This is a genomic window from Vibrio salinus, assembly GCF_021272385.1.
GTDB lineage: Bacteria > Pseudomonadota > Gammaproteobacteria > Enterobacterales > Vibrionaceae > Vibrio > Vibrio salinus.
Map to the genome: position 1 here is coordinate 1,150,989 of NZ_JAJSDZ010000010.1, position 26,957 is coordinate 1,177,945.

Annotated in this window: 20 protein-coding genes; 2 read left to right on the plus strand and 18 right to left on the minus strand. The window is 40.3% G+C overall.

Going from position 1 to position 26,957, the window contains the following annotated elements:
- Positions 1 to 17: 17 nt before the first annotated feature.
- Genes LRQ06_RS18840 through LRQ06_RS18880 form a run of 9 tightly spaced genes read right to left on the minus strand, consistent with a single transcriptional unit; the run spans position 18 to position 8,383 of the window.
- Positions 18 to 962, minus strand: coding sequence for a type II secretion system F family protein (locus tag LRQ06_RS18840; RefSeq protein ID WP_232768586.1), 945 nt, complete (start codon positions 960 to 962; stop codon positions 18 to 20).
- Positions 959 to 1,942 carry a type II secretion system F family protein gene (locus tag LRQ06_RS18845; RefSeq protein WP_232769015.1) on the minus strand — a complete coding sequence of 328 codons (984 nt, stop codon included), beginning with the start codon at positions 1,940 to 1,942 and terminating at the stop codon, positions 959 to 961. The genes LRQ06_RS18840 and LRQ06_RS18845 overlap by 4 nt, the downstream gene beginning before the upstream one ends.
- A complete protein-coding gene (locus LRQ06_RS18850; protein WP_232768587.1) occupies positions 1,942 to 3,303 on the minus strand; it encodes a TadA family conjugal transfer-associated ATPase in 1,362 nt (453 codons plus the stop codon). The genes LRQ06_RS18845 and LRQ06_RS18850 overlap by 1 nt, the downstream gene beginning before the upstream one ends.
- Positions 3,300 to 4,517 carry a CpaE/TadZ family protein gene (locus LRQ06_RS18855; RefSeq protein ID WP_232768588.1) on the minus strand — a complete coding sequence of 406 codons (1,218 nt, stop codon included), beginning with the start codon at positions 4,515 to 4,517 and terminating at the stop codon, positions 3,300 to 3,302. Before LRQ06_RS18855 ends, LRQ06_RS18850 begins: the two co-directional genes overlap by 4 nt.
- 16 nt (positions 4,518 to 4,533) lie before the next feature.
- Complete coding sequence (locus LRQ06_RS18860; protein ID WP_232768589.1) at positions 4,534 to 5,178, minus strand: CpaD family pilus assembly lipoprotein; 645 nt, start codon at positions 5,176 to 5,178, stop codon at positions 4,534 to 4,536.
- A gap of 18 nt (positions 5,179 to 5,196) precedes the next feature.
- The gene (locus LRQ06_RS18865) at positions 5,197 to 6,621 is read right to left on the minus strand and encodes a type II and III secretion system protein family protein (protein ID WP_232768590.1); all 1,425 of its coding nucleotides are present in this window, start codon (positions 6,619 to 6,621) and stop codon (positions 5,197 to 5,199) included.
- A gap of 49 nt (positions 6,622 to 6,670) precedes the next feature.
- The gene (gene cpaB / locus LRQ06_RS18870) at positions 6,671 to 7,585 is read right to left on the minus strand and encodes a Flp pilus assembly protein CpaB (protein ID WP_232768591.1); all 915 of its coding nucleotides are present in this window, start codon (positions 7,583 to 7,585) and stop codon (positions 6,671 to 6,673) included.
- A gap of 13 nt (positions 7,586 to 7,598) precedes the next feature.
- Positions 7,599 to 8,165 (minus strand): A24 family peptidase, encoded by a 567-nt coding sequence (locus tag LRQ06_RS18875; protein ID WP_232768592.1) that lies wholly within the window; start codon positions 8,163 to 8,165, stop codon positions 7,599 to 7,601.
- A 20-nt stretch (positions 8,166 to 8,185) separates the two neighbouring features.
- Entirely contained in the window at positions 8,186 to 8,383 is a 198-nt protein-coding gene (locus LRQ06_RS18880) for a Flp family type IVb pilin (RefSeq protein WP_232768593.1), read from the minus strand.
- Between the two features lie 374 nt (positions 8,384 to 8,757).
- Between LRQ06_RS18880 and LRQ06_RS21150 the strand changes: the two genes are divergently transcribed.
- Both LRQ06_RS21150 and LRQ06_RS18890 read left to right on the plus strand, forming a co-directional pair.
- A complete protein-coding gene (locus tag LRQ06_RS21150) occupies positions 8,758 to 9,432 on the plus strand; it encodes a response regulator transcription factor (RefSeq protein ID WP_232768594.1) in 675 nt (224 codons plus the stop codon).
- Positions 9,433 to 9,551: 119 nt separating this feature from the next.
- On the plus strand, positions 9,552 to 10,805 hold the full coding sequence (locus LRQ06_RS18890) for a HAMP domain-containing sensor histidine kinase (RefSeq protein ID WP_232768595.1): 1,254 nt from the start codon (positions 9,552 to 9,554) through the stop codon (positions 10,803 to 10,805).
- Here the strand turns inward: LRQ06_RS18890 and LRQ06_RS18895 are convergent.
- The 9 genes from LRQ06_RS18895 to hutW form a co-directional block, all read right to left on the minus strand.
- Entirely contained in the window at positions 10,798 to 12,912 is a 2,115-nt protein-coding gene (locus LRQ06_RS18895; RefSeq protein ID WP_232768596.1) for a site-2 protease family protein, read from the minus strand. The genes LRQ06_RS18890 and LRQ06_RS18895 overlap by 8 nt on opposite strands.
- On the minus strand, positions 12,909 to 14,264 hold the full coding sequence (locus tag LRQ06_RS18900) for an efflux RND transporter periplasmic adaptor subunit (RefSeq protein ID WP_232768597.1): 1,356 nt from the start codon (positions 14,262 to 14,264) through the stop codon (positions 12,909 to 12,911). Before LRQ06_RS18900 ends, LRQ06_RS18895 begins: the two co-directional genes overlap by 4 nt.
- Positions 14,254 to 15,027: an efflux RND transporter periplasmic adaptor subunit gene (locus tag LRQ06_RS18905; protein WP_232768598.1), complete on the minus strand. Its 774-nt coding sequence runs from the start codon at positions 15,025 to 15,027 to the stop codon at positions 14,254 to 14,256. The genes LRQ06_RS18900 and LRQ06_RS18905 overlap by 11 nt, the downstream gene beginning before the upstream one ends.
- 10 nt (positions 15,028 to 15,037) lie before the next feature.
- Positions 15,038 to 16,750, minus strand: coding sequence for a TolC family protein (locus LRQ06_RS18910; RefSeq protein ID WP_232768599.1), 1,713 nt, complete (start codon positions 16,748 to 16,750; stop codon positions 15,038 to 15,040).
- Positions 16,751 to 16,825: 75 nt separating this feature from the next.
- Complete coding sequence (locus LRQ06_RS18915; RefSeq protein WP_232768600.1) at positions 16,826 to 22,129, minus strand: putative Ig domain-containing protein; 5,304 nt, start codon at positions 22,127 to 22,129, stop codon at positions 16,826 to 16,828.
- Between the two features lie 34 nt (positions 22,130 to 22,163).
- On the minus strand, positions 22,164 to 23,771 hold the full coding sequence (locus tag LRQ06_RS18920) for a hypothetical protein (protein WP_232768601.1): 1,608 nt from the start codon (positions 23,769 to 23,771) through the stop codon (positions 22,164 to 22,166).
- Between the two features lie 178 nt (positions 23,772 to 23,949).
- Complete coding sequence (hutZ, locus tag LRQ06_RS18925; RefSeq protein ID WP_232768602.1) at positions 23,950 to 24,507, minus strand: heme utilization protein HutZ; 558 nt, start codon at positions 24,505 to 24,507, stop codon at positions 23,950 to 23,952.
- Between the two features lie 24 nt (positions 24,508 to 24,531).
- Complete coding sequence (hutX, locus tag LRQ06_RS18930; RefSeq protein ID WP_232768603.1) at positions 24,532 to 25,038, minus strand: heme utilization cystosolic carrier protein HutX; 507 nt, start codon at positions 25,036 to 25,038, stop codon at positions 24,532 to 24,534.
- 276 nt (positions 25,039 to 25,314) lie between these two features.
- A complete protein-coding gene (gene hutW, locus LRQ06_RS18935; protein ID WP_232768604.1) occupies positions 25,315 to 26,688 on the minus strand; it encodes a heme anaerobic degradation radical SAM methyltransferase ChuW/HutW in 1,374 nt (457 codons plus the stop codon).
- Positions 26,689 to 26,957: the final 269 nt, after the last annotated feature.

Genomic DNA, 26,957 nt, shown 5'->3' on the forward strand with positions numbered 1-26,957 from the left:
TTTGTTTCTCTGAAATATTAACTGGCTAACAAGCGAACAATCCTAACCATCGCTGGTGCTCCCATCATAGCTATAACAGGAGGTAAAATTAGAGTCATTAACGGAACACTGAGCTGCGCGGGTAACTTACCTGTTTTTTCTTCAAGATTTAAAACCAGAGCCTTACGGCTTTCCTCAGATATCGTTTTCAAAGCTTGGGACAACGGTGTACCATAACGCTCCGCCTGTACTAATGTGGATACCATTGCCGTTACATTTTCGACACCACAACGATCTGCTAAATTCACCAGAGCCCGTTTTCTGTCGTTTAAAATTTGCATCTCAGTATGCGTATACCCCAATTCTTCTGCTACCTCCGGTGCGGAAAAAGAAAGCTCTTTAGACACAACATTCAGTATCCTCGCCAATGGCAAACCAGCTTCCGCACAAATAACCATGAGATCCAACGCATCTGGCAGGTTGTCAGACAATAGTTTTCCTCTTTTCGATGCCCGGATTTTCATCCACATTTCAATCAAAAAGGAACTCAGAAACAGTAACATCAAACTTCCGGCAAGCCCCATCATACTTAAACGATGTCCTGCATCCAGGCCGAACAACAAAAATAACGCAATACAACCAATGCCTAAGAAATATTTCCCGATAGTGTACAGACCAATATAACGACGATCATGAAAACCAGCCATTGCAAGCAAACGGTAAACTTTCATTCGATCTGTTTGTGTTCCTGCCATTGCCTCACCGATCTCAGATAGGCGGGATAAAAAAACAAAATGTTGAAATAAAGACGGTCCGTTAACAAGAGAGATTTCATCATTAACAGAATCGTTCACTTCCTGAGAATTACCCAACCTATCCGAGAGCTTGGGAGCTTTTATATGGAAATATAAACCAATAAAAATCATCCCCAATGCCATAAGAAAACAGCCTAATCCAACATTTATCAGCACTATTCCATTCATCGGATGACCCTCTTAATCATGTAATGAGTTATAAACAGACCCAGGCCCACACTACAGGCTGCATAAATAAGAACACTATTTCCTGTTTCATCATTTAGCAGAAACAGGAAATCTTTCGGAGAATTAAAATACATGTACGCCAGTGACAAAGGGGCAAGTAGTGCAACAATGGAAGCCGATGCACGCACTTCTGATGTTTTTGCTTTTATTTTTAAAGCCAGTTCCTGACGTGCCCGCAATGTATCACTTAAGCGAGCCAGTGTTTCACTCAGCCTTCCGCCTGTTTCCTGATTAATGATTAGAATTACAACAAAAAAACGATACTCATTTAGCGGCACCCGTACAGAAGAATCTCTCATCGCATCTTTCAAAGGAACACCCACCTTCAGCCAGTTATCGATTAACAAAAATTCAGAAGCTAAAGGCCCGGGCAGATTATCTGCAACCATTGAAAATGTGTTAGTCACGGGGACTCCCGCTCTGGCAGCTCTGACAATGGCATCAATTGCCTGAGGCAAATTCTGTTTAAACTCTTCTAAATGCCTACCCATTGCCCGAAAATAAATCAGCCCCACAGAAACAAAGAAGAAAGTCAGAGTTAATACCAAAGACATAGCAAATGGGGATTTTGAACTTTTACTTATCGCCAGAGAAATAAGAAACGAAGGAATAAACAAAAATAGACTTCTTTTCCATATATGTTCCTGCCAACCTAATATCTCTAAATCTGTCCACAACCGTTTAATAAGAGAACCGACAAGAGGTAACGAGTGAAACCTTGTTACATTCATTATTTTCATCAGGCCGTCATCAACTGGCTGGTCTGGATTACTGACCATTCCAAGTGATAACTGCTTCAACTGTGATAAATACCGGGCCCTTTCTTTACGCTCAGAATACACAGCTATCAGATAACGGACACCGACAAGAATGCCAAATAAACCAGCAAATATGATCAGTGTTAGTCCATCTAATTTCATCACGCATTCTCCCTGAAAAAATGACTATGAGTGCTGTAAAACCCGGGACGCTCTCCACTGGAAATATATTCACCATGGACTTTCCCCTTATGATCAATTTCATGAATGGTATAAGCATATAGTTCCTGAGTCTGAATAATATCGTCTTCCATACCGCAAACTTCCGTAACAGAAACTACTCGTCGTCCTCCATCACACATACGCTCTACCTGAACAATGATATCGATAGCACTGGCGATCTGCCTGCGAATCGCCTCCAGAGGGAGCTGCATATTGGCCATCATGACCATGTTTTCAAGACGCATAATGGCATCACGAGGCGTATTAGCATGAACCGTACACAGAGATCCATCATGACCAGTATTCATAGCCTGCAGCATATCAAAACTTTCGGCACCTCTGACTTCTCCCAAAATAATACGGTCAGGCCTCATACGCAGAGCATTTCTCACTAAATCTCTTTGATCAACTTTACCGGAACCTTCTGCACTTACCGGACGAGTTTCAAGTCGAACTACGTGAATTTGTTGTAACTGGAGTTCCGCAGCATCTTCAATCGTGATAATCCGGTCATCATTACTGATACCCTGCGACAACGCATTAAGTAGTGTAGTTTTACCAGCACCTGTTCCCCCTGAAATGATTACATTCAGGCGGGCACTCATCGCTCGTCGAAGAACTTCAACCATATCTGAAGACATAGCGCCACGTTCTGCCAGAATTTCAAGCGACATATTCCGACGCATGAATTTACGAATAGAAATTGTCGTCCCATCAAGAGCAAGAGGATGAGTAATGATATTAACCCTGCTTCCATCTTCCAGTCTTGCATCGACCATGGGGTGAGTTTCATCGATCCGCCGGCCTACTCTGGCTGCTATACGTTGAGCAATGTTAAATACATGTTCTTCATCAATAAAATGAATTGGTGTCAATTCTAATCTGCCAAATCTCTCAACAAAGACCTGACCGGCGCCATTCACTAAAATATCGTTTATCGAGTCATCCGCTAACAATGGTTGAATTGGGCCAATACCGATCATCTCATTGAACATCACCTCACCAACGTGATGCTCTTCATCAGCAGAAAACTGTAAACGATGAACATCGCAAATTTCGCGAATCATATCGTTAATCCGCTGATGCAATTTCTCAGGAGCCATAGATGCCACTTTTAACGGATCAATTTGTTCATATAAATGATCCCGAATCAATCGCATATTATTGCTTGCCTGACTTTTATCCGATGTCGTGGATTGAGTCTCCCAATTATTTTTTGCAACAATGTCATCCTGTTGACTATTGATCACAGGCTCTTTAACTAATTCATGAATTTTCCGACGTGAATGCTTGATGATCATGATGCTTTCCTCTCAAACGGCAATATAAATCGCTGGAAAAGCCGTCGTCGTCCTTTAGAAGCAGAACGATAACCACAGATCAGATCAACAAGAGAAGAGATGGATTCATTAAATAAAGGAACTTTCTGAAGATTTAGTGCTCCCTTCAGCAACATTTGCTCAATCGATTTACCGGCAAATGGCAATTCAATGTCAACTTTTCTGTTAATAAATTGCTCGAATTCAAGGCGGCTTATGAGTCGGCTATTTTGACGATGTTCATTGCATACAATAACAATGCGCTGTCCATCCGTTTCATCACCGATTTCTTTTAACAAACGCAGCGTATTACGTGCTGATATCACCGTATAATCTGCAACAATAATCCTTGTATGAGCGCAAGCAAGAACATCTAATGAACCATCAGGCTGACTGGAGGGTAAATCCCATACCACCTGCTTAAACATCTGACAAAGCGTTGAACCCAAAGTCAAAATATGCTCTTGATCGATAGCTTCCTGTACCGAAAAATAATCAGGAGCCTGACTCAAAATCGATAACTTATCGGAAATGGTATTCATTGAACGGTATAGGAACCGTGTATCGATACTATCCGACCTGAGCACACCACTCAGTCCGTCTTCGTCTTGCAAGCCACATAACAATCCCAGACATCCATTCGTACGATCAAAATCAACCAACCCTGTCGTAATACGACGTTCATTAGACAATATTTGCGCTATACCCAGAACAATTAAAGATGTCCCAATACCACCTTTTACACCGGTAACGGCTATAGTTCGACCGGACGATATTTCTCCAATTCTCCCTGTTTTCACACAATTGAAAAGATTTGCAAACCTATCAAGCGTTACAGGTTTAACCAAATAATCAAAAACACCCTGAGCCAATAAATTTCGATAAAGATCCAGACTAGCAGTGGTATCGGTGCCAATAGCAACCACCTTACATGTTGGCCCACAGACAGAACATAATTCGTAAATTGATTCGGACAAACATTCGGCACCATCAATATCCACAAGAATAGCAGAAGGAACAGCATGGGATTTTACCCATTTTATAGCATCATCCACGCCCCCTTGCACAACACCTTCACAGTCCAGACTCAGGCGGCTGAAATCATCTACATAAATAGCAGCATCATCCTTATCCGGGGTAAATAACATGACAGATTCAAGTTCTTCTGTATTGTATTTGTAATTGTCTTCGCTCATGGTCTAATCTCAACGGTTAATTGTCTTCATTGAAGTCGATGTCCAGAAGTTCTTTTAAATCATCTTCGTAATAACGTTCTACTGCACCGACTGAAGTTACTGCATCCGCGCTATCCAGAGGTTTTGAACGGATCAAATCTCTCGGATCAGCAACCATACGGGCTAAATTAGACCTTGTTGCACATCCTAATGGACCAATCGCTTCATATGGAGAAATAGCCCACTGTCCCGCATCATGAATCTGGCAATCTGGAATACTAACGACCATAGCCTGTGACTGGACACGTAGATCCCATTGAGATTTACCTGAATCATAAATTTTGGGCTGAACTTTTACTTGCTTTGCCCCAGCCTTTAATAGGGTCGATTTCAACCTGAACGCAAATTGTTCACCATCGCTTGAAAAGGGTTGAATCAAAATCACCTGGTCTATAAGCCTTCCCTGATTCATCAATAAAGTGTTAAGGCTTGCAAATGATGCTTCATCTAAACCCTCTTGATTTGTCAATTTCAAAGAAACGGCAGAAACTGAAGGAGAAACGTTGATAGGGTAACGTTCTCCGGTCAGAACTTCTTCATCTCCGGCACGTAATTGATTTACCGTATGTTCACATCCGGTAAGGAATATACACAGAAAAATAAAAATAAGTCTTAAATACATAATGACATTCCCTGATACTTAGAAAAGATAACCTGCTGATGCTTTTTTCGGCATAGCATTATCCAATGTCTTGATCCCTTTGCCGGGAACCTGCAGATCACCAGCATTGGTTGGCGTTACAACATAAGCTGTCGCAATAATCACCAGTTCTGTTTCCTCCTTCTCATTGCTGGAGGATTCAAAAAGATGGCCAAGTATCGGTATATTTCTTAATCCGGGAACACCGTTGACCGTCAGGTTCTGACCCGACCGAAGCATCCCAGCAAGAGCAAAGCTTTGTCCGCTGGCAAGTTCAACGGTGGTATCTGCTCGACGAACTTTAAAAGCTGGTATTTTTGTACCCTCCAGTTCTATAGCACCATCATCTGATAAGTCGCTGACTTCCGGAGCAATATGAAGGCTAATACGGTTCGGGGATAACAACGTCGGTGTCATTCTCATAATCACACCATACTGCTTAAAATCAATAGAAGTTGTATTGTTGGTTATCATAACAATTGGAACTTCACCACCAGCCGCAAAACCGGCGGTTTCTCCTGACATTGCCGTTAAGTTTGGTTCTGCAAGAATACTGGCTAAACCATTTGTCGATAAAGCGGATAACACTCCTCCCAGGTTACCGGATGCGCCACCAGCAAGGGCATTTGAGACTGAATCGCTGGAAAAGATACCAGTAGAAGCATCGAACAAAGCAGAGCTGGTATTGCGTATAAAATATTTGCCGTTATCAAGCAAAGATTCCCAACTAAAACCGAGTTCAGTATCCAGACTTCTAGACACTTCCACAATTCGAACACTAATATTAATTTGTGCGGATAACTTAACATGCAATTGATTAACAATTCTTACCGACGAATTACTTCCACCGCCATTGTTACCTCCTCTATTAGCGTTACCGCCCCCACTACTACTTACATCTGAATCGCCTCCTGTATAAGCAGTGATAGCATCGATCACTTGTTTAGCCTGTTGAGGTGTCTGAACAGAACCACGAACCAAGATTCCGTTTTCAGTTGAACTAAGAAGTTTTACATCGGCTCCGACAATTTCAGTGTTAATTTGCTCTGTTAAACTTTCCAGATCAAAACCAGCGATAATATGCGTTGCCAAAATCACACGATCCTGATTATCCAGAGCATAAAGTGTTGTGGTTCCCGGTTCATTGGCAAACACAAAAATATTGGTAGATGATGGCATCTGAAAACTGGCAATATCAGGATTGGCAACCAATACTTTTGACGCTCTGGCAGGCAACGATAGCAATCGTCCTTTGCTAACCGTTAGATGTATTGTATCGTGTACTTCAATCTGGGAAAAATTGGTTGTTTTCACAGTTTTTATTTTGGGAATTATATTTTGACCTGCGAATGCCAAAGGCATACCGATCATGCAGACAATAATAAAATATGCTGCATTTTTTATTTCTTTATGAAAAGTCTTCATCGAAATTATTTCCTAATAATCATAAATTCTCGATTCATGAAGGCATCAATTAATTTGCCACATCTTCGACCTGAACTTTATTTCCCATATAAAGAACTATTTTCGGAGTCGAAGGTGAGCTCAATTTACGATAAATATCAGTAACTTGGTTCAAAGTGGTTACACCAGTTTTGTTGTCAGCGAGAGACACAATATCGTTATTATCTCCGACAGCCCGCAAAGCAAGTTGTAGCGTACCGATTTCTCTGGCGACAGCTAAACGTTCAGACTGTTTAGGCGTCACTTCCAAAGTGACAGTTTCAAAATACTGATTATCATCCTTGCGTTTCTTATTATCCTGCGAGCGAACTTGCACACCACTGCGAACAACGTTGTTCAAAGCCAAAACTCTTACATTAGTAACCAATGTCTGGGATGCCAGCATTGGAGGTTGTACAGACGAGGTATCATCGCCAGAAACATTGACATTATTTTCCTTTTTCAAGCCAAGAATAACATCAACATGATCGCCAGCAGACACTAATCCAGCATTACTGGCAACCGCATTAGTTGGGATAGCAACTGCGCGCATTCCTTTATGTAAAACCGAAGCCAAAAATCCTGGTTCTCCCGGTTTCACAACCAATGAATACGTTAATAAATCACCTTTTTTAACCAGTTTACGGACTGTTGCACCAAAGTTAGATGCCAAATCTATAGAGTCCTTTTTTAAATACAAAGCTTTGGGATAGTCTTTTTTAACAGCTTGCCAATGAATTGCTCCGCCATCGATAAATTCTCCGGGATGAATGTCGCGGCTGGCAACCAAAACAGGAGTATAGACATGGGCAGGCCTTGTTACAGCAACAGGCTGTAAAGACACCTCGGCTTTTGGTGCTGGCTCAGCCAGACCACGCATAACAAACGTTCCACCAAGAGCTATCACAAAAGCTCCGGATATAAATAAGACGGATGAAACTTTCATAGAAAAACCAATACTAATGAGTTAATGGAGTAAGAAGGGACAATACCGCCCCAATGCTAATAGCAATACCATACGGAAGACCAGTTGTTGTCGGTGAGTTGGTATAAGCAGCATCTGGTACCGGGATTTTCAGAAATGGGAACCATGCTGAAATATTCAATATCCACTTTGCCCCCCTGAATTCGATAACTCTGACAAATGGCATAAAAAAGACTAAGACTCCCCCGGCTAATGCCGTAAGCAGTAAAAAGGTTACCAAATTTTCACCACCAAGCAGTAAACACAAAACTGCCATCAGCTTTACATCTCCGGCTCCCATCTGACCAATAGCAAATAAAGCAAAACCAATAATCAAAACAGCCACAGCACCTAATACAGAAAGCTCAAACTGACTTTGAATCTGTCTGACTGTTAATCCTGCATAACTACCCATATCCAGATAAAACAAAAAAACATTGACCAACACCATCACAAGAAGAAGATAAATAAGATGGTTATAGATCTTGCGATAAAACAGATCACTGATACTCACATACAAAAGAGGAAGCACCAACATATAAAGAATCCACTGATCGTGCATAACCACCTTTCCTTACAAACCTAGTCACCGGATGGCGTTGCCGTATTAGTAATTTGATCCGCAATCGCAGCAAAACGCTCCTTCAATGCGGTCACAAAGACACCATCCGCTCCAAAAATCACACCAATAGCAGCGGCCATGGCTGCTGCCAGAATTCCGTACTCAATCGCCGTTACTCCGCTTTCATCAGAGATAAACTGCTTAATTTTAGATTTCATAATCAATTCCCTTATGTATAAAAAATGATAAATAAGCTCAATCCTCACCCCGTATTAAGAGTTATTCTCATTTACATATCAATAGGTCAATTATTAAGAATGCTTAATAAAACATTTCTCAACATCATAAATTTGATATTTTTGGTTAGTAGAATCTAATAGGCTGCGCCTGATAGATATGATGACCAATTACATGTCGAAAGGTAGTCAGATAAAGTTATTAAAGAAGAAATTCTTGCCATTTGAATATAATGTTTTATTCATAAACCTTGTTGACATAAGTGTTACTATTGATACAATATTACTATTGATAATAATTATCATTACAATTTAGATTAACATTATCAATTTCTTGTCTAAATAAGGAATTAACTGTGCGTGTTCTTGTTGTGGAAGATGAACTTCCTGTAAGTCATTGGATAAGCAGTAAATTGCATTCATATGGTCATAATTGCAAACTCTCAGATAATGGGAAACAAGCTCTTAATCTCATTAAAAATGAAGTTTTTGATGTTGTTTTACTGGACAATATGCTTCCTGAAATGAATGGAATTGATGTTCTGAATCAGCTCGTTGATACACCACACCCTCCTATTCTAATTCTATCAGCAAACGATCAAATATCAGACCGTATTCATGGGCTAAAGGCCGGCGCAGATGATTACATGGGTAAGCCCTTTGACTTTATTGAACTGTTACTCCGCCTTGAACGTCTCCATGACCGGACAACGAAAATACAAAATACTCATGACATACATGTTAGTAATGTTGTTATTAATTTAGAGAAAAGAAACGTAACACTAGGGGGAAAAAAAGTTCTTCTTACAGGAAAGGAATTTGAACTTTTGCAAGTGTTAGCAGAGCACAAAGGTAAAGCTGTAACTCGGAATATGCTTTTAGAACGAGTCTGGGGCTACCAGTTTGACCCTCAGACAAACATCCTTGATGTTCATATGTCAAAGCTAAGAAACAAGCTCAACATCAACAAAGAAGAAACACCAATTATACGGACAATTCGTTCTGTCGGCTACGCTTTAGGTTCAGAGTAATGCCAGTCAGGTTAATTATTACCAGTAGCAGTTTTCGTCAGGCCGCTTATGTCGCTTTTTTTTGTCTGATTATTTCTTCGGCTTCAATTTTTATCAGCGATCACTTTCTGAAAGAAGTTATGCACACTCACCTCAAGAATATGATCCTGGATGATATCAAGGCTAAAAGCTCACTAAAACTATTTGAAGATAGCCACAAACTTACCAACTATCTCACCAATCACGAACAGACTCAAAAATATGATGAATTGATCTCCTATACCTTTGATAAAAATAAGGCATTACTTCATGGAGATACAAGTGTCTTAAACCTTGATGAACTTAAATCAATTTTCCAGCTGCCACGCAGACATATGGCTGAATTTACTTTTCATAAGAAAAAACACGTTCTTTTTGGGATTGTAGTTCCTCTTAGTGATGGAGGTTATTATTATGCTTCCTATAACATTTTACCAATGCTCAATAATACCCGGATCATACCCCTTATGACAGGTGCTGTATTATTTACAGTATTACTATCAATACTAATTATAAGTCTACCATTCAGCATTAGAAACATGCTAAGAGTAAATAAGATCCTGGATGTAATGCATGAATATGCCAATGGAAAACATCAGGTTCGTGTCATGAACAATGGCTATAATGATGAATTTGGCCGATTGAGTGATGAAACAGACTTATTATTAAGCCGTACAGAAAAGCTAATGGAACAGGTTCGTACAGCAAATAGTCATATTGCTCATGAACTCAAAACTCCCCTGACAAGAGTAAAAAATCGTTTAATTAATACTTCGGCAATAGTGGAAGGACAAGCATTGGATGAACTGGAAGAAGCAGCAAAAGAAATTGATCGGGTTTTATATCTATTCCGGGCGATAATGAAATTGACGGAAGTAGAGAATGGCTTATTATCCCTTAAAAGAGAACCGATACATTCAGTCAAATTACTGCAAGATGTTACCGAATATTACGATCCTTTAATTGAACAACACAACATAAGTTTGAAAATCTCTGTCAATAAAAACCATTCTTTTTATGCTGACTATGCTCTAATTCTTCAGGCTGTCGCAAATTTACTTGATAATGCAATAAAATATGCACCGGACAGCTCCAAAATAATCTTACGCATAAACCAGCAACTTGATACCACTTACATTCAGATTATTGATGAAGGACCAGGTATCCCGGAAAATATGTTGTCACAAGTTAAAGAACGTTTTCAACGAATCAAAAGATCAGGAACCAAGGGATTCGGTCTTGGACTGCCCTTTGTACAGGCTGTCGCAGAACGACATCATGGAACACTATCTCTTGCTAACTGCACTCCTGGTCTGATGGCTACCATTACTTGTAGAAATGAATCTGTCACATAACTGATTCACGAATTGCGACTTTTAGGACACCATTCCACATGCGATGAATAATACTTTGAGATTTACCTTTTATAACAATTGCTCCCTTTTTCTGGCTAAGGGGAGCAGATAACGAACTATCATCCGATAAATAAACCTGATAAATTGCCTGCTGCGGAACCGGAATACGCTTATGCCTACCCAATTTAGTAGCAACGGGTCCTCCATATGAAGAACTTAGCTCCGGATGAGCACTAAGGTCGGTAGAAACACCTCGAGCCAAACGGTCAATTGATAAAGAAAAACGGCTGAGATGAATATCATCAGGAATAAACGTTGCCTTATTTTGGCCACCAATACGGGCAATATCCCTTTCATTTATATAAGCTTCCGCAATAGTTCCTTCTTCACCGACAACTCTGCCCAAAACGGTGCCTGCTGCCATCCAGCTTCCTGCAATATGTTCTTGTAAATCAACGACAACACCTGAATACGGTGCACGGATTGTCAGTTTTTCCTTGAGACTTTTCTGCTCATTCAGTCGGTATTTTATAATTGAAAATTCATCTCTGACAATTTGTAAATCGGCAGCTGCTTTTTTGTCAAAAGGATAAAAAAGGATTTGTTTCTCCAGCATACGGCTCTGTATTTTAAGTTCCTCTATCGCCTGATCTAATTTAGGAGATATCAGAATAAACATTAATTGTCCCTTAACTACCTTATCTCCGGCATTTACATACTGCCCTGTCAACATGGCATCTTCGGCAACAAACAATTGTTGTTGTTGCTTTGCCATCAACACCGCTGGAGCATAAACGGTATGGTGCCACGGTACAAACAAGAATAAAAAGATGAAAAATACAAAAAGAAACAACCTCAGTATTTTTACATTCATATGAAATTCCTGATAATTTTTTAACCATATACGAACTTCCCGAACTAAAGGGAATATCAGAAAATAAGCAATTTCTACTGAAAATAACAGTATTCCAAGCGTTTTAAAAACCAAATGATAAACCGCTAATGCAATGCTGAAATATAAAGTGCAACGATAAATCCATGTCGAAAGTGCATAAATTACAACCCCCCTGGTCCTCATCGCTGAAAAACGTTCAGGAGGTTTTGTCTTCCAGCCAAACATCCACTTTCTGATTGCCCAACGGGCCATAGCGAATGCTCTGGGCTGCATATTTGGCATATTGCACCAGTCAGAAAGAATAAAATAACCATCAAAACGCATCAGTGGACTCAGATTAATTGATAGTGAAAGAAACAGAGATGTCGTTGATAATGTGAATAGCACACTTTTAACTATTCCTTCATCTGTAAAATTCCATATAAGTAAGGCCCAGGCAGCAATAACCATTTCAGTAAAAATACCCGCGGCTCCAATCATAATTCGATGTTGTCTGCTCTTCAGCCGCCAAGCCCCTGACACATCAGTATAAAGTACTGGCCAAAAAAGGATAAACATGATTCCAATTGTTGAAACACGGGCTCCATATCTCTTACAAGTAAATGCATGTCCTAGTTCATGCAGCACTTTTACTAAGATGATGGTTATTACCGATATGACAGCTCCCTCAGCAGAATACAAATAAGAGAAACCATGTATAAATGACTCCCATTGTCTCGATGCCAGCCAGAACCCGGCGATGGCCGCCAACACACTAATTTGAAAAAAAAACCTGGACATAAAAGGTAAGGCAACCGGTAATGTTTTACCAAGCCATACATCGGGTTCACAAAGAGGAACTCTGAATGCCAGATGATACCGAAACAGCCACTTTAGCCAACTCTCACTTTCTCTTTGCTGCTCTTTCTGTCTTATTAATGTGTCAGCACTAGTTTGGACTAAATGATTATTTCGTAAAAAAAGTAAAAAAGAATTAAGTGTCTCCGGATTAGGGCGTAACGTTGTCGTTTCATATATACGGCTAAGGGTTTTTTGTGGAGAGATTGACCAATTGGCAAGAAATTCCGTTTCAAGCCATCCCAACTGATAAAAACGCCCCCTGATTGGGTCTTCCAAAGTCCATCGGGAAGACCCATGTTCGCTTTCCGGTGCAGGGTATAATCGTAATTCTTGTCTTAGCAATGGTAATTCGTCATTAGGAGGGCTAATCATAACGCTCCCCACCATAACCGCAGGTGAGAAATTGGTCTGCGGAAAAGATAATAAAATAACGTGGTTTTCTTCCCATAAAGCTTTGCAGTTCCTTTCAAACCCATCTGGTGAATATGGTTATTTTCGACGAACATTCCTTTTAAAACATATGCATATTGTCCATCATTTTGTAGAGTCGAGTGATAAGCAATAGTTTTAACTTCTGCTAAAATAGCCTCCGTTGGATTACTGTTGGGGAAAAAACGAATTTCATCGCCAGGCTTTAGCTCCATCATATTTTCAACAGCTAATTGAATCTCGAGTTGCGTTTTCTTGGGATCAGCAACAAACATAATCGGCTCCCCGAAATTAAGAGGCCGACCAATCCAATCTCCTTGATCATCAAATAATGAAATCCCATCCTGAGGTGAGTATATACTTGTACGTTTAAGCTTTTTCTGCAAATAACTGACCTGGCTTTTCGCCAGTTTTTCACGTCCCTCTAAAATACTAATACTTGCTTTCCGGCTTCCATCATAGAACGATTGTTGTCTGGCCAACCTAAGTTCAGCACTGGATATAGCTAATCGTTGTCTTGCCTGAGCCAATTGATCATTCAACTGACGGGCATCAAGTGTCATCAACAACTGCCCTTTTTTTACAAAATGATTAGGCCTGACATTAAGACGCTGCACCACTCCATTGATAGGCATTCGTACAACAACTGATGATGAAGATATAATTTCTGAAGGAGCAAGCACTGACTGACGAACAGGCACAAACATCAGAGCGATACACAGAACAACAGCAGATACCCAAAACTTTTTTCTTCCGGGCAGACTTAAACGTTTTGGCTTTTGACTGTTACGCAAAGCTATCCAGGTATGACCATAAGAATCACCCAGAAGATCCAGTAACCTCTCTTCTCGAATAGAAAGAGGCTCAGATCTGGATAAAAGTAACACACATACCAACTCACCATCGGTACCTTTTACCGGAAACCAGATAAGTACCTCAGACAAATGCTCTGCAAACATAGAACGGTCAAACGGTAACCACTCATGAGTAGCAAGGCGATGAATATCATTCTTCCGGGTTGTTTTCGCGATAGTAGAACAGTGCTTATTTAACCACTGAATCAATGGGGCATGGACATCCACCTCGGGTACACCAGAAGCACCCGTAATCCGATTCTGCAGCGGATCCCATAAAATCAGGTGATCATAATCAACTAATGTTCGGGTCTGATTAAGCATTATGAACTGCAATTGGGGCAGGTTTGAAGCATTTCTGGCCTTCTTCTCCAGCAACAGCAAAGACATTAATGCCGATTCAACAGGATTCCCTCTGGAAATCGCCCGCTCAGAGTCCATGTTCATGCTCGTTACGCTCTTTGTCAGAAACATTGAATACAGCGCTACCACTCATTCCGGGCATTAACACTAAATTCTGATGGGCCTGAATTTCGCCAAAAACTTTATAAGATTGACTCAGTGCATCAATCACACTACCAAGACGAATGATTTTGGCTTGGTAGGTATTACCAGTTTCATCCAGCGTAACCTGAAAAGTGTCTCCGACATTAACAAAATTAACCCAACGGGAAGGAATAATCAGTTCTACCTCATACGACCGAGTACTGTATATCTCCAACAATTTTTTTCCTTCCGTTACATATTCACCAGACTCGACAAAACGCTGAGAAACCCTTCCGGAGAAAGGTGCTCTAATAATGCATCGCTTCACCATCAACTGAGCGACTTGACGTTCAGATGTCGCCATTTCAAGATCCGCTTCCGATTGACCTACTTCCATCACACTAATTGACTCCAGTTTATTCAATCGCTTGGCTATCTTGTATTTTTGACTAGCTGCTTTCTCTTTCGCTTTGGCGTGATCTAATCTCGCGCGGTAAACATCACAGTTAACACCGGCAAGAACAACACCCTTATTAAACCGCTCACCTTCTTTCAAAGGATATATACTGAGTCTGCCAGCGATTTCACTGGACACAATAAGCTCCACCTTCGGCTTTAACTGAACCCGGATTGGAGGTGATGAGTCTATATCCTGTTCCTGAGCAGTCACACCAATAGCAAGTGTCATCCCTAACATATACACAATGATTTTTAACATACAGAACCGATTACTCATATTTAGCAGAAGTTGTGTAATCACGAATAATGGTTGCTTTCAGTGAGCCAAGATTCTCAAATGTAGAGACATAATCTGGTGATTCGCTGATAACAGTTCGACTCTCCGGTATTGTTTTCTCTGATACAGAAGGTAAGAAGGTTTCTGTGACAAATGGCGGAATTTTTGTCAGCAATGGCGGTTGTTGTTGGCTAAGTTCTCCATTGAGTAACCTTACGCGCTTTTGTGCTATAGCCAGGGTCAAGGCTTTAATACTCTGATTCTGTATTTGTTCAGGAAGCGGATCTAAACCAGCAGCCTGATAGATTGCACCTAATGAAGATTGTGCTTTCGCTAACTGTTGATCCCGGTGGCGAGTTATCAAAACCGTTTCTGTTTTCATTCGGATCTGCTCCAACCTGGATTTCATACTACTTTGATAAGCATGCCGAGTCTGAGCTTCAATACCATTTTGTAACCTCAATAACTCGGTCGCATTTTTATACTGATTCTGCGACTGATGATATTGGTGCCATGCAACATTAACTTGAGTCAAAACAGCCATACGAAGTGCCTGCCGGCGTATTTCTGCTACTTTTTCTTTTGCTTCTCCTGCATTCTTTACAGAACTGTAAGAAAACACATTCATCAAATTCCAGCTTACCTGCACACCAGCATCGGCCCAGTTCTGATTGACCAGGTAACTGTTACTATCATAATGAGTGCCAACAAACAGTGATGCTCCGGGTAAAAGATGGGTCAATTGTGACCGGGTTTCTAATACAGCATTACGCGCTTTATAAACCTCTTCATTTATTTCAGGACGGTTAATCATTGCTAAAGACTCAAGATTCTCCAGACTATAATTAACTTTCGGTAACTTAGTGCCACTCTCTCCAATAGATGCCAATGTATAAGGCGTTGTAGGTGCTATGTTCATAAGTGTTGCCAACTGCGTTTTAGCATTGATTAATTCAGCGGACAAATTCTCAAGCTGACTAATCATTTTTAGCAGACTTTTCTGATATCTCATTGCATCAACCGGTGCGATAAGCCTCTCTATTTCAGTCTGACGTGCTTTTTTCAATGCTTCTTTCGCCTCAGCCAATATTGCCTTAACTCCTGGTTCCAGATCTTGTGCTGTCGCAGCAGCCCAATATGCACTACGTACCTGTTGAATAATATCCGCAATAACAGCCCGACGTTGCTCGTTAGCCGCCAACACATTATTAGCCTGTATTCTGGCACCGAAATAACCAATACCAAAATCTAGGATATTCCATGATAGTGATAGATCGGCATTTCTTAATTTTTTATCCTGACTGGTTGATGGTTCCAGAGATTGTGTCCCGGTCTCAAGCGATTCACTTGATGACGCAGCAAGCTTGTCTCGGGTCCGCCAGCCAGCACTCGAAGCAACCGAGGGAAGTAATTCGTAACTTTTACTATCAAGCAAGCGCTTTTCAAGTGCTTTTCTCATCACGGCAAGACGTCCACTAAGGTTATATTTCACAGCACGGGCCATGGCTTCTTCAAGCGTCAAAGGGTGAGAAATTGTTTCTTGCTGACTAAACATTTCAGTCTGATCTTTAAGAAATATAGCGGATTTCTCTTCATCACTGATGTTATGTGGATGAATAGTACAACCAGCAATAAATAATGCGACGACACCTGTAACGGAAAGTTTCGCGGACATATTTTTTGAGCTACACGTTGTGTTTTTCACTACGGATTACCACTGTAAGTTACTTATTGAACAGAGTCGGTATACGACCCGATATATTTAATGAAGAGTAGATCATCAGTTTGCCCTCAATTCGGCTAACAACATTTGGGCTTCTGCTTTCAAGGCCCGAGAACTCGCTTCTCTAACCTGATGTTCAAGATTAGTCGTATCAGTTGCCTCAGTTGTACTTCCATGAATCTGATCTTTCAGATCGACATTGATTATCTTCGTTTCTCCGGAGGCATCCATGACAGTCACAGAAATAGAAATGTGCCCCAGCCGATGTAACAAACCAGTGTCTATGGTGACATTCCCACGTTCCAGATTAAACTGAACACCTTCAGGGAGGGACAACCCATTGGTCAAAGAAACCTGAAGGATTTGTCTATCCTGTCCATGGAGCGCATTGAACAAATCGAACGAAACTGAATTATCCGTCATCTCCTGACCCTGAATTGTCGTGACTGTATCGGGTTGACGCAAATCGCTCAGCCAGTCATTTAACTGATAGAATGACGTATACGCATTATCCGACGTTTTTCCAGAGAGATAACCTGAAACATAAGTAGTACTGTATGAGACATCTAAATTGGAGGAAGAAAAATCATTATTTGACAGTGATGCCAGCTTGGGTGTACTTAAATCAATAATATCTGTTGTATCGTTAAGACGCTGTTGCAAAATATTCGGTTCTACCGGTAATTCATTTACTGATAAGCTAAAACGAAACGTCGTAGCAAGCCCCAAAGAGTTTGTCACGGTAAAAGTAAGCTCATAGCTTCCACTCTCGCTCACAATCCCTGATAATGTTAAGGTATCTGTATTAAAATTAAGGCCATCAGGCAAGCCTTTTACCAGCCAGGCTAAATCCAGCTTCTGAGGATCCGTGACACCATCCGTTGAAAATACATAATTGATGGCTTGATTTTCATAAAACGAAATATATGAGTCCGTTATATGATTGACAGGAGTGGCATCAGCATCAGACAGAGCAATATTTAGTGTTAGATCAAATGAAATCTTTTCCCCGCCGCTGTTTGTCACAACAAAGTTAATAGTATATTCAGCAGACTCAGTTGGTATTCCGGATATTGACAAATTTTCGGAATCAAAATTCAGTCCTTGAGGTAGTCCACTGACTTCCCAGCTCAAAGCGCGCTCCGCGGGATCACTTACAATCGTATCCGGTAAACTCTGACGGTATAATGTATCGGCTTTTCCATCGACAAGTGTCACATTGTCAAGATTAACAACCGGAGCCTCAACTACATCAAGAGTCAATGCCTGAGATACTTTTTCGCCACTGGGATCGTAAACTGTTAGCGTAAAGGAAATTTCCCCACCTTCCGCTAATGAACTACTGTCATAACGAATGTTCTGTAACAATTGCTCCAATTGAATCTCTGTCAGATTACCTGTAACTGAAAGTTTCAAAATACCGTTTTCTGAAGAAATGGATGCAATAACTTCTTCGTTCAATATGACATTACCATTATCGTTAACAGTATAATCAGAATCCGAATCGATCGTAAAAATGTCATTAGTATTTGTATTACCTGCCCTTTCAACCGTCACCGTAAAACCGCTATAACTATCAGAATCGGGATCAAAAAGTGACATATCGGTAGCAATTAATGTTGACTCACCAAACGCCACACTCAGTACCGGCTGATTCGTCTGGTATAAGGTATAATTATGATCTCCGACAAAAAACTCACCCTGGCCCGTCACACTAATTGTGGCATCGGCAGAATCCAGTTGAGTACTATCAAGACGTGTAAGTGTTGTCCCATCGGTCAGTGTATAACGAAGTAATTCTTTTGAGCCTGTTGTGACATATATCGTTGTCCCATCATTTGATACAGCAATATCATTGATATTATCGATATTTAAAGATGATATTTGAGTGAATGAATCTAAATCAAAATGATAAACAGTAACGCTGCTATCAGTGGCAGCATATACATATTGCTCATCATCACTTACTTCCAAATCAATGATACTACTGCTGACAGACACGCTATTCCCATCAGAATCTGAATCTCCATCGCGAATGTAGCCAACCCAGTCAATACCAGAATCAGTAATTTTATAAGCAATTAATGTTGGTGAGACAAAATTTGTTGTCACAAATACATAATTACCAGATGTAGTCACTGCAGTAGGACTATATATATAAGGTTCTGACCAGGCAGAACTAAACTTTAATAATCCCTCTTCATTCAGTTCTCCGGTAGAACTATCAATTGATACTGCAAAAAGGCTGCGGGAAGATGTAAAAAAAATGTAACTACCATCATCTGATAACGTCATATTTGACATGGCACCGAAGTTGGAGGTTAATTTATAATCGAGAGTAACAACCTGCTCCTGGACTATTAGACCTTGCTCATCGACTGAATAAACCGTAATTTCACTGCTACTGTTATTTGCCATGATATATAAATGACTACCATCGCTGTCAGAGAGGATAGTGGTAGCTGATGACGCTTCAACGCTTATTGCATTAAGCGATAAAAAAGTCAATTCGCCGGACTCTGAATTCACATCATAAACGGCAATCTTTCCATCATCTCCAATAATGAATAATCGTTCACCGGAATCACTGAGCGTGGCACTGGAAACATTTTCAATCTCCGTTAGATCATCGGTAGATGTTACTCTACTCAACACGCCCAATTCGTACAGGTCACCCAATGACATCTCTGGGGTATCATTTACATTAATATTATTAATTGTAACAACATAAGAATTAGAGCTTTGTTCGTAACTATCGGTAAGAGTGACTATCAGACTACTACTAGCGGGTAAAGCATCAGAATGATTTGTGTAATGGACGAGCGCAGCAACCGCATTCACATCTTCTGTGGTTGGTATCTGTTTATAGACCTCAGTAAATGTAATTTTCATTTCAGAATTTGTAACGTCTACTAAGGCAATAACCACACCATCTTTTGAAATCTGCCCATTAGAATAGGTATATTCATCACTATCGGCAAAAATAAGCTCTCCCCCCGAATCACTGGTATCAATGCTAACCGTCAGTGTTGCACCATCATAGTTACCCGCGCCTCCATTTCTTGAGTCCATTTCTGAGTCACTAATCGTAATACCTGTTAAAAATGCCTGTTCTCCACTATTTTCTGTATACGTAACAGCAGAAGTACTCTCACCAGAAATCATACTCAGCGCATTTTCTCCGGAATCAGCAACAACATGTATTGTACTACCACTTCCCAGACTGCTTGTCTCATTCTCACTGACACCCAGTTCCTGAACAGAGAGATTGAATATTCGGTCCCCAGATTCATCAAGAGATGTATTACGGTACTGAATTGAATCAATAAGCTGTACTGTATCCTCAACAGAGCTATTAACGTATAAAATCACCGTCTTTACTCCATCATCCGTTTCAGTTATTTGATAATCAAAACCATTAACTGTTTTTTTCGTACCGGACGTCGTTGTAAGACTGATAATATTGCCATCCACATTCAACACATCATCATCGGAGCTTCCGGAGACTGTAACCATGACCTTCCAGATGGTCTGATCCGCTTCTACCGTATCAATGCTGGTCTCTGAAAACAGCGATATATAATCACCGCCGGATGTGTAATCATCAATAACCGCTTTATACGTCATCGTTGGTGCGTCATTAACATCAGTCAGATTTAGTGTTACATCGAGAGTATCCTGACTTCCGCTACCATCTTTGAGCGTAATGTTCAGAGTAACCGGAGAACCATTTGCATCAGGGTCATCACTGGTATTTTTATAAGCAATCTGGCGTAGCACCTGTTGTGCCGTTGACTGAGAGACAGTATCCGTAAAGCTCACTGTCACACCATCGGATGATGAACTCCAGGTTGCAATGACGCTTTCGTTTAATTCAATATTTCCGTCAATATTCAGGGTCAGACTATTGCCATCAATAAAAATATATAGGTCTGAAGAGTCACTTTCTGTTCGGGCGATGGTAATACTTGCCCCATAATAGTTATCCAAAGCATCCAATACTGAATCACCGATAACGCCATCAGGAAGAACCACTACGGCATCATTACCTTCAGTATAATTAACATCCGGAATTTCATAACTAAAAACGCTCAGACCACTTGTTGAAACGGCAATGATGTGCTCGCTACCTGAAGAATAAGCGACACTCACTACCCCATGACTACTGGTTTGCGCAGACTCACTATTCATCGTAACCGAATCACCGAGCCTATGGTCAGTTTCAATAGAATAAGCATTGACAGATGTCCCGAAGGTAAACAATGTGCTATCGTCTGAACTGACCATCAATGACGTGACATCGTCACTAACATCATAAGTTCCGGCTATCTGATAACTCCCAGCGGAATCACGATACATCGCCAACACTCTAGTCGTACCATCAGTACCGTTTTGAAAGGCAAAAACCTCACTGCCATCGGATGTACTCACAATCGAACTAATAAAATAAGTGTCCGTACCTTCAACCGTTCCTGAAAAAGACAGTGTTCCTTCAGAGCTTACAGCGAAGACACTCATGACAGAACTATCACCGGTACTACCGACAAATAACATTCTGCCATCTTCAGAAAATGACATCTGGCCATTATTACTGACATCAGTGTTCTCACTGCCAGTATACGTTGCCAGTACGCTTAAATAACTGTCATTTCCTGACTGAAGAACATAAACACTATCCCCTTCTGTTAAATACAAATAACCATTGTTAGCCTTTAGATCAGAAGCAGAATCGGAACCGATTAATGTTGAAACATCCTGTGATTGTTGATAAATGATTTTTCCTGTATCACCATCCCTGGTAAATGTAACAATGCTACTATCTGTTTCACTATAAACATAGATAACAGACTCATCCGATGAAAGCGTAATCAAACTGGCACCACTCAGTCCATCATTGATGACACCATTACGATCAGCGTTATATACGGTTTCTACCAATGATAAGCTGCCATCATCACTCACAGAAAAAACACATACAACAGATGAATAAGCATTATGATAAGAACCAGAGGTAAAAGTCACTGAATAGGCATATTTACCATCAGATGACAGGACCAAATCATCAATATTCTTTGCTGTATTCGACCAATTACTATCGGCTAAATAATTCGTATAACTATCGCCTTCAATCGTATTTTGTTCGGTAGTGACCGTTATCGTAGTAGCCTCTCCTGATACGCTACTGTCGGCCGCCACATCTGATGTTGTCGTCTCAATTGTACTTGTCTCATTACCAGAGTTGCTGGCATCACTGCTATTGCCACTAACAGAATCTACCGTTGAAGTAACTGCAGCATCAAATACAATCCGTGGCTCAAGCGCAAATGCATGGAGCAATAAGTCCGAAGTAAACCCTTTCATCTTTTTTCCCAGTCATCCAATCATATTGTGTCAGTCACTCTATTAGACGTACGTAGTAATTCTTCTGAACATCTTTTGCAATGTTCTCTAATACGTCCTCTAACTGCGTTTCACCATCAGAAAAACCACTTGCACTGACAAAATGTATGTTATCTTCACCCTCAGTACATATCTTCATTCCCGGAGCCATATATTGTTCATAAGTTTTTCTTCCTGTGTCTGCGGTATTTCCAGATCTGACACCAACAAAATACACGTGCAGATTCCGACGGCGAAAGCTTTTGCACAAGCTAATAAACCGCTGTTTGGCGATAGACTTCCTGTTTGCTCCGCTTGCTAATTCACTCTCATAGGCCTGCTGCCGAAAATTATAACGGTCTGTGTCTAACTGGCTTCCTTTAATATGAGCCAGCATCACAATCGCCTTATAATTCTGGTCATCTGAACTAAAGTCTAAAGGTAATTCAAGATCACCCCAGCCAGAGTTACCACGCATTCGGGGTGATAGTGTTACTGCCGCCCATCCCATCGCAATGGCGTAATTCACATTATTTCTGGGCGTCATCATATTCAAACGCTCACTAATTTTGTTCAGATTGTTCGTTAAAGGTAAAACAGGTGTATTAGGACATCCTTTATCCGCAAGCATCCAGCGGGTTCCTATTGCTCCGGAGAACTCAGGCCATAAATATGGATTCGGTCCCACCCATGATATTGGTGTTGCTCCGGGAGAACCAAATGAGGGATCGGCAACTCGATAAAAAAGACTGAACTGCTCATTTACCGAACGATCCCAGTAATAATTTTCATCTTTATCCAATCCTCGGTATAAACATAACAGATGTGCGACTCTGTCCGGAATCCGGGTATCATTCAGGTGGCTTGCCTTGCCAGAATTAAACAATGATCTTAATTCAGGTGGTTTCAAATTAGTTCCTGACCACTGCTGAATGCGTGCAGGATGATCATTATCATAAACATTCACTGCCGAACTGTATGGAACCAATGAAAGCCATCGATATCCGTTGCTGTCAGATTGACTATCATCACTAATAAAATCTTGCGCGAACTCATTCGCCAACCGTTTTAGAGCAGAAATATCACTATTACTTTCATAATAAGAATTCGGCAACATCAGGGCGACTTCGGTAGGACGACTCATGACCTCCACTGTAGACGAAATCACTTCCTCTTTTGACTCAGCCCCCAGAACGGAAGATTCCGCAGTAACACGAACCGATACTTTGTAAGTCACCGACCCGGAATCTGCTTCTGATTTAACAACCTGAACAGAAGATGTATCAACCTGATCTGCCAATTCGCTATCTAAGCCAAGATTTGACAAAATATAACCGCTCGCCAGTGCTCTCAGAGCTTCGTTATCATCACCATTTGTGTTTGCCATTTCTTTGTACCCGATGGCCAGTGCAGCCGTGTCGGTTGCTCGTTTTACCTGTGAAATACTGTCCACAGTTCGTGTTGTATCCAAAGAATAAGCAACGGCAGTTAAAGCACCGGCAAATACAAGAACGGTAAGCGGCAGAACCGAACCCGACTGCTCATTACAAAAGCGTCGCCACAAACATTCGGACATTGCCTGGATATTTTTTCCGGAACGGTTAATTGCATCTAATAAAGTCATTAGTACGAAAATACATCGGTTATCGGGGAACTTCCCATTCACTAACAATAATGATGATGATAACCATTCTCAAAAAGAAAGGTAGTAGAAAAATATTAATATTCGTTAATATTACTGCTCAAAATAAAAGAGCCTGACGGCTCTTTCAGATATCGAAGAAAACGTCTCTCAGAACTAATCAGACTTTTTGCAACTCGGGAAACACATGCATTTTTGATACAGGCTCGTGACCTTTATCCAAATGAACAAAGTCAATTAAATCCTCACTCGATACATGGTAGGCCTTACCAAACCCTTTGACATACAATCCTTTTTCCGTTGTCAGGTGGTACAATTTAAAATCTTTCATCTGACTCAGATTATTGATAATCGGACCAAAGCGCTCCTGTAGCTGCCTTATTATCTGATGCCACTTATCGCTTTCCCGTTCTATAAAATTTGCTCTAGCGTCAAAAGTCAGCCGTTTACGTGCATACAACTGTTTTGAACTCCCTTCATCCTCAATCATCATCATTGAAAGACTTCTATTTTCATGCAAATTTCTTGCATGGCGTGCAATCTCTGAAATAAGAACAAAATATCCCTCTTCGTTATAAACGAATGGCGCATAGCTAACGTTTGGATTCCCTTGTGAATCGACAGTCGCCAGTTGCAGAGTCTGACACTGTTCGCGGAAATCATGAATTTCAGGCTCCAGACGATGTTGTAATCTCTCCTTTTGTACCATTGAATCCATACTATTTTTCTCCTAATCTTTTCTCTAGTTTGCTAACTTTTCTTTTAATTCCTTAAAGGCTTTTATTTGGGGCAATAACAATCTACGTTGCTCATCTCTTCCCAGGTAAATCTTAAAAATTGTATTTCCGTTATTATCTATAAAACCAAAGTAATGACTTTCTTTTCCCATAAAAGGCTTACTGACAAAGCAAACCTTAGATATATTTTCCAGTTTTAAATGTCCCTGAAGCTGTCCGGGTTGCCCCATGAGATTAAAATAGCCCATGCTTTTTTTTCCTACTGGTAAAATCGCTTTAACCTCAAAAATAGAGCCACCTAACTGCATGATAGAAGTAACATTTGTCTTCCAACCGGCTATTTCTGTCAGCAACATTTCAGCATGGCTTCCATCAACGATGGTCACAGTATCCTTTGGGAATTCCTGTAATATTTCCAGTTCACTAATACCAAATTTCTCGGCCATCTCGGAGGGCAACAGCTGTGGTTCTTGTTTCAGACTCAGTGAAATTTTAGAGCGCAATGATTCCATGTCATATCCTTAAATAATCATTTTCAGTTTTGACTGATTTCGTTTTGTCTGCCAGACAGAATAGAGGGCTAAATTGGTGAGAATAATTAAGATGAGAATAATTAAGATGAGAATAATTCGCAATGGAATCCAGCATAGGATTTATTAATATTTGTTAATATTTTTACGCTTTATTAAACAATATGGTCTCATACATTATTTTCTTAAATACATTATTTGGCAGCCAATTTCTTCATTTTATCTAAAGTTCATTCATAATGATTGAAAAACACTATTTTAAGAACCCGTTCTCATCATTTCTTGACACATTGGCTGGTGTCCCTTTTCAATTACTTTAATTAAATTTTGTGCCAAATTTACGGACCAGAATTGTCCTGCGGTTGTTAATACAACATAATAATTATTTAACTCAATTAAGCCATTTTTCTGCCAAATTTCAAATAATGTTCGTAACTGACTGAACAAATCCATTTTCGCAACAGAATTCAGTTTATTCTTAGATAAAACCCCTTTATCCAAACCCGACTTTATTTCAGCGTACAAATCAAAGTCAACTGTTTGACGAAATACCATCCCTACCGGCATATTTTGGCTTTTTATCGCTTTCAGATAATCATCCAGTTTACGGTATTGCATTAGTTGAATATCAGCAATGTTTCCTCCGGCTCCGGCTCCAACGGGCAATACCTCTGCGTTCGTCTTTGCCAGTGAATTGTAGATACTTCTCTCACGATTGTCTGAAGTCCAGTGATTCACGCTGAGTCTTTTCTGATAATGTTTCTCCATGAAATTTACGCCCATTTCAAACATTGTCGCCTTCATTTCTGTCGATGCCGGTGGTGGTAATTTCCCCTGAGCAACTTTATCTTCCATTGGCATCCCTGGCATTTCAATTAGCTGGTAAAGATCGACCCCATCAGCGCCTGATTCCAGATATCCCTCAAGATCACGCTGCCAGATATCCAGATCCTGCATTGGCAAACCATATAGCAGATCCAAAACAATGGGTGCCGAATTATAACTTTTTAGATCTGAAATTTTTTGCAGTAGATACTCGCGATCATCCAGCCTTCTGGCCGCTTTTCTGACTTTAGTATCAAAACTCTGTACACCAAATGAAAAACGATTGAATCCACCTTCCAGTGCACGTTCAAATTTTTCATTATCAAATTTGTTTAAGCGTCCTTCCAAAGTAATTTCACAATCGGGAGTCAAAGGAAATAAAGCTTTAACTTTAGATGCAAGTAACTGAAGTTGTTCAGAAGATAGATCCGTTGGCGTTCCGCCCCCCACGTAAACGGCTTGAAATGGCGCTGCCTGAGACCAGGTTAACGAGGATTTCCACTCAAGTTCTTGTATAAGTGCAGAAAAATAATCATCAACTAAACCCCGGCTTGAAGCATTCTGAAAAAAATTACAATACGTACATCTCACCCTACAGAAAGGAATATGGATATAAAGACATCGGTTAGAGTGGCAAGTTGTTGTCGTTGAAAATGCACTCAAAACGGAACTTTGCACGTCCTTAAAAGGAACAGGGTGTACTGCTGCCTGTGCATGAGCACTTGTTTTTTGTGAAAACGCATATCTTAGCGGATCAGACGTATATATTCCTGTAATTGTCTCATCACTCAGATCAAATTTAATCATTCTAGTTACACCATTTTATTTAAATAATTTTACATTGCTTCGCGGTGTTATTAATCTTTTGTTTCTGATGATAGTATTTGTAACTTTTTCCGCTGTAAATATGGGAAACATTAATAATTGTTAACATTTTAGAATGCATTAATAGAGGATAGTTAGTATCTATAAGTACTATTATTATAAAGATTACAATTTTAAGCAGATATATAACCAAGTAACCTGAAGATGTCGTATTCAGTGATATTTACCCAGGCCTGAAACAAAGATAAAAA

What these genes read in the sequence shown, in the direction of transcription:
- LRQ06_RS18840 (WP_232768586.1), bottom strand. Translation starts at nt 962, where the DNA reads ATGAATGGAATAGTGCTGATAAATGTTGGATTAGGCTGTTTTCTTATG.
- LRQ06_RS18845 (WP_232769015.1), bottom strand. Translation starts at nt 1,942, where the DNA reads ATGAAATTAGATGGACTAACACTGATCATATTTGCTGGTTTATTTGGC.
- LRQ06_RS18850 (WP_232768587.1), bottom strand. Translation starts at nt 3,303, where the DNA reads ATGATCATCAAGCATTCACGTCGGAAAATTCATGAATTAGTTAAAGAG.
- LRQ06_RS18855 (WP_232768588.1), bottom strand. Translation starts at nt 4,517, where the DNA reads ATGAGCGAAGACAATTACAAATACAATACAGAAGAACTTGAATCTGTC.
- LRQ06_RS18860 (WP_232768589.1), bottom strand. Translation starts at nt 5,178, where the DNA reads ATGTATTTAAGACTTATTTTTATTTTTCTGTGTATATTCCTTACCGGA.
- LRQ06_RS18865 (WP_232768590.1), bottom strand. Translation starts at nt 6,621, where the DNA reads ATGAAGACTTTTCATAAAGAAATAAAAAATGCAGCATATTTTATTATT.
- cpaB (WP_232768591.1), bottom strand. Translation starts at nt 7,585, where the DNA reads ATGAAAGTTTCATCCGTCTTATTTATATCCGGAGCTTTTGTGATAGCT.
- LRQ06_RS18875 (WP_232768592.1), bottom strand. Translation starts at nt 8,165, where the DNA reads ATGCACGATCAGTGGATTCTTTATATGTTGGTGCTTCCTCTTTTGTAT.
- LRQ06_RS18880 (WP_232768593.1), bottom strand. Translation starts at nt 8,383, where the DNA reads ATGAAATCTAAAATTAAGCAGTTTATCTCTGATGAAAGCGGAGTAACG.
- LRQ06_RS18890 (WP_232768595.1), top strand. Translation starts at nt 9,552, where the DNA reads ATGCACACTCACCTCAAGAATATGATCCTGGATGATATCAAGGCTAAA.
- LRQ06_RS18895 (WP_232768596.1), bottom strand. Translation starts at nt 12,912, where the DNA reads ATGATTAGCCCTCCTAATGACGAATTACCATTGCTAAGACAAGAATTA.
- LRQ06_RS18900 (WP_232768597.1), bottom strand. Translation starts at nt 14,264, where the DNA reads ATGGACTCTGAGCGGGCGATTTCCAGAGGGAATCCTGTTGAATCGGCA.
- LRQ06_RS18905 (WP_232768598.1), bottom strand. Translation starts at nt 15,027, where the DNA reads ATGTTAAAAATCATTGTGTATATGTTAGGGATGACACTTGCTATTGGT.
- LRQ06_RS18915 (WP_232768600.1), bottom strand. Translation starts at nt 22,129, where the DNA reads ATGAAAGGGTTTACTTCGGACTTATTGCTCCATGCATTTGCGCTTGAG.
- LRQ06_RS18920 (WP_232768601.1), bottom strand. Translation starts at nt 23,771, where the DNA reads ATGACTTTATTAGATGCAATTAACCGTTCCGGAAAAAATATCCAGGCA.
- hutZ (WP_232768602.1), bottom strand. Translation starts at nt 24,507, where the DNA reads ATGGATTCAATGGTACAAAAGGAGAGATTACAACATCGTCTGGAGCCT.
- hutX (WP_232768603.1), bottom strand. Translation starts at nt 25,038, where the DNA reads ATGGAATCATTGCGCTCTAAAATTTCACTGAGTCTGAAACAAGAACCA.
- hutW (WP_232768604.1), bottom strand. Translation starts at nt 26,688, where the DNA reads ATGATTAAATTTGATCTGAGTGATGAGACAATTACAGGAATATATACG.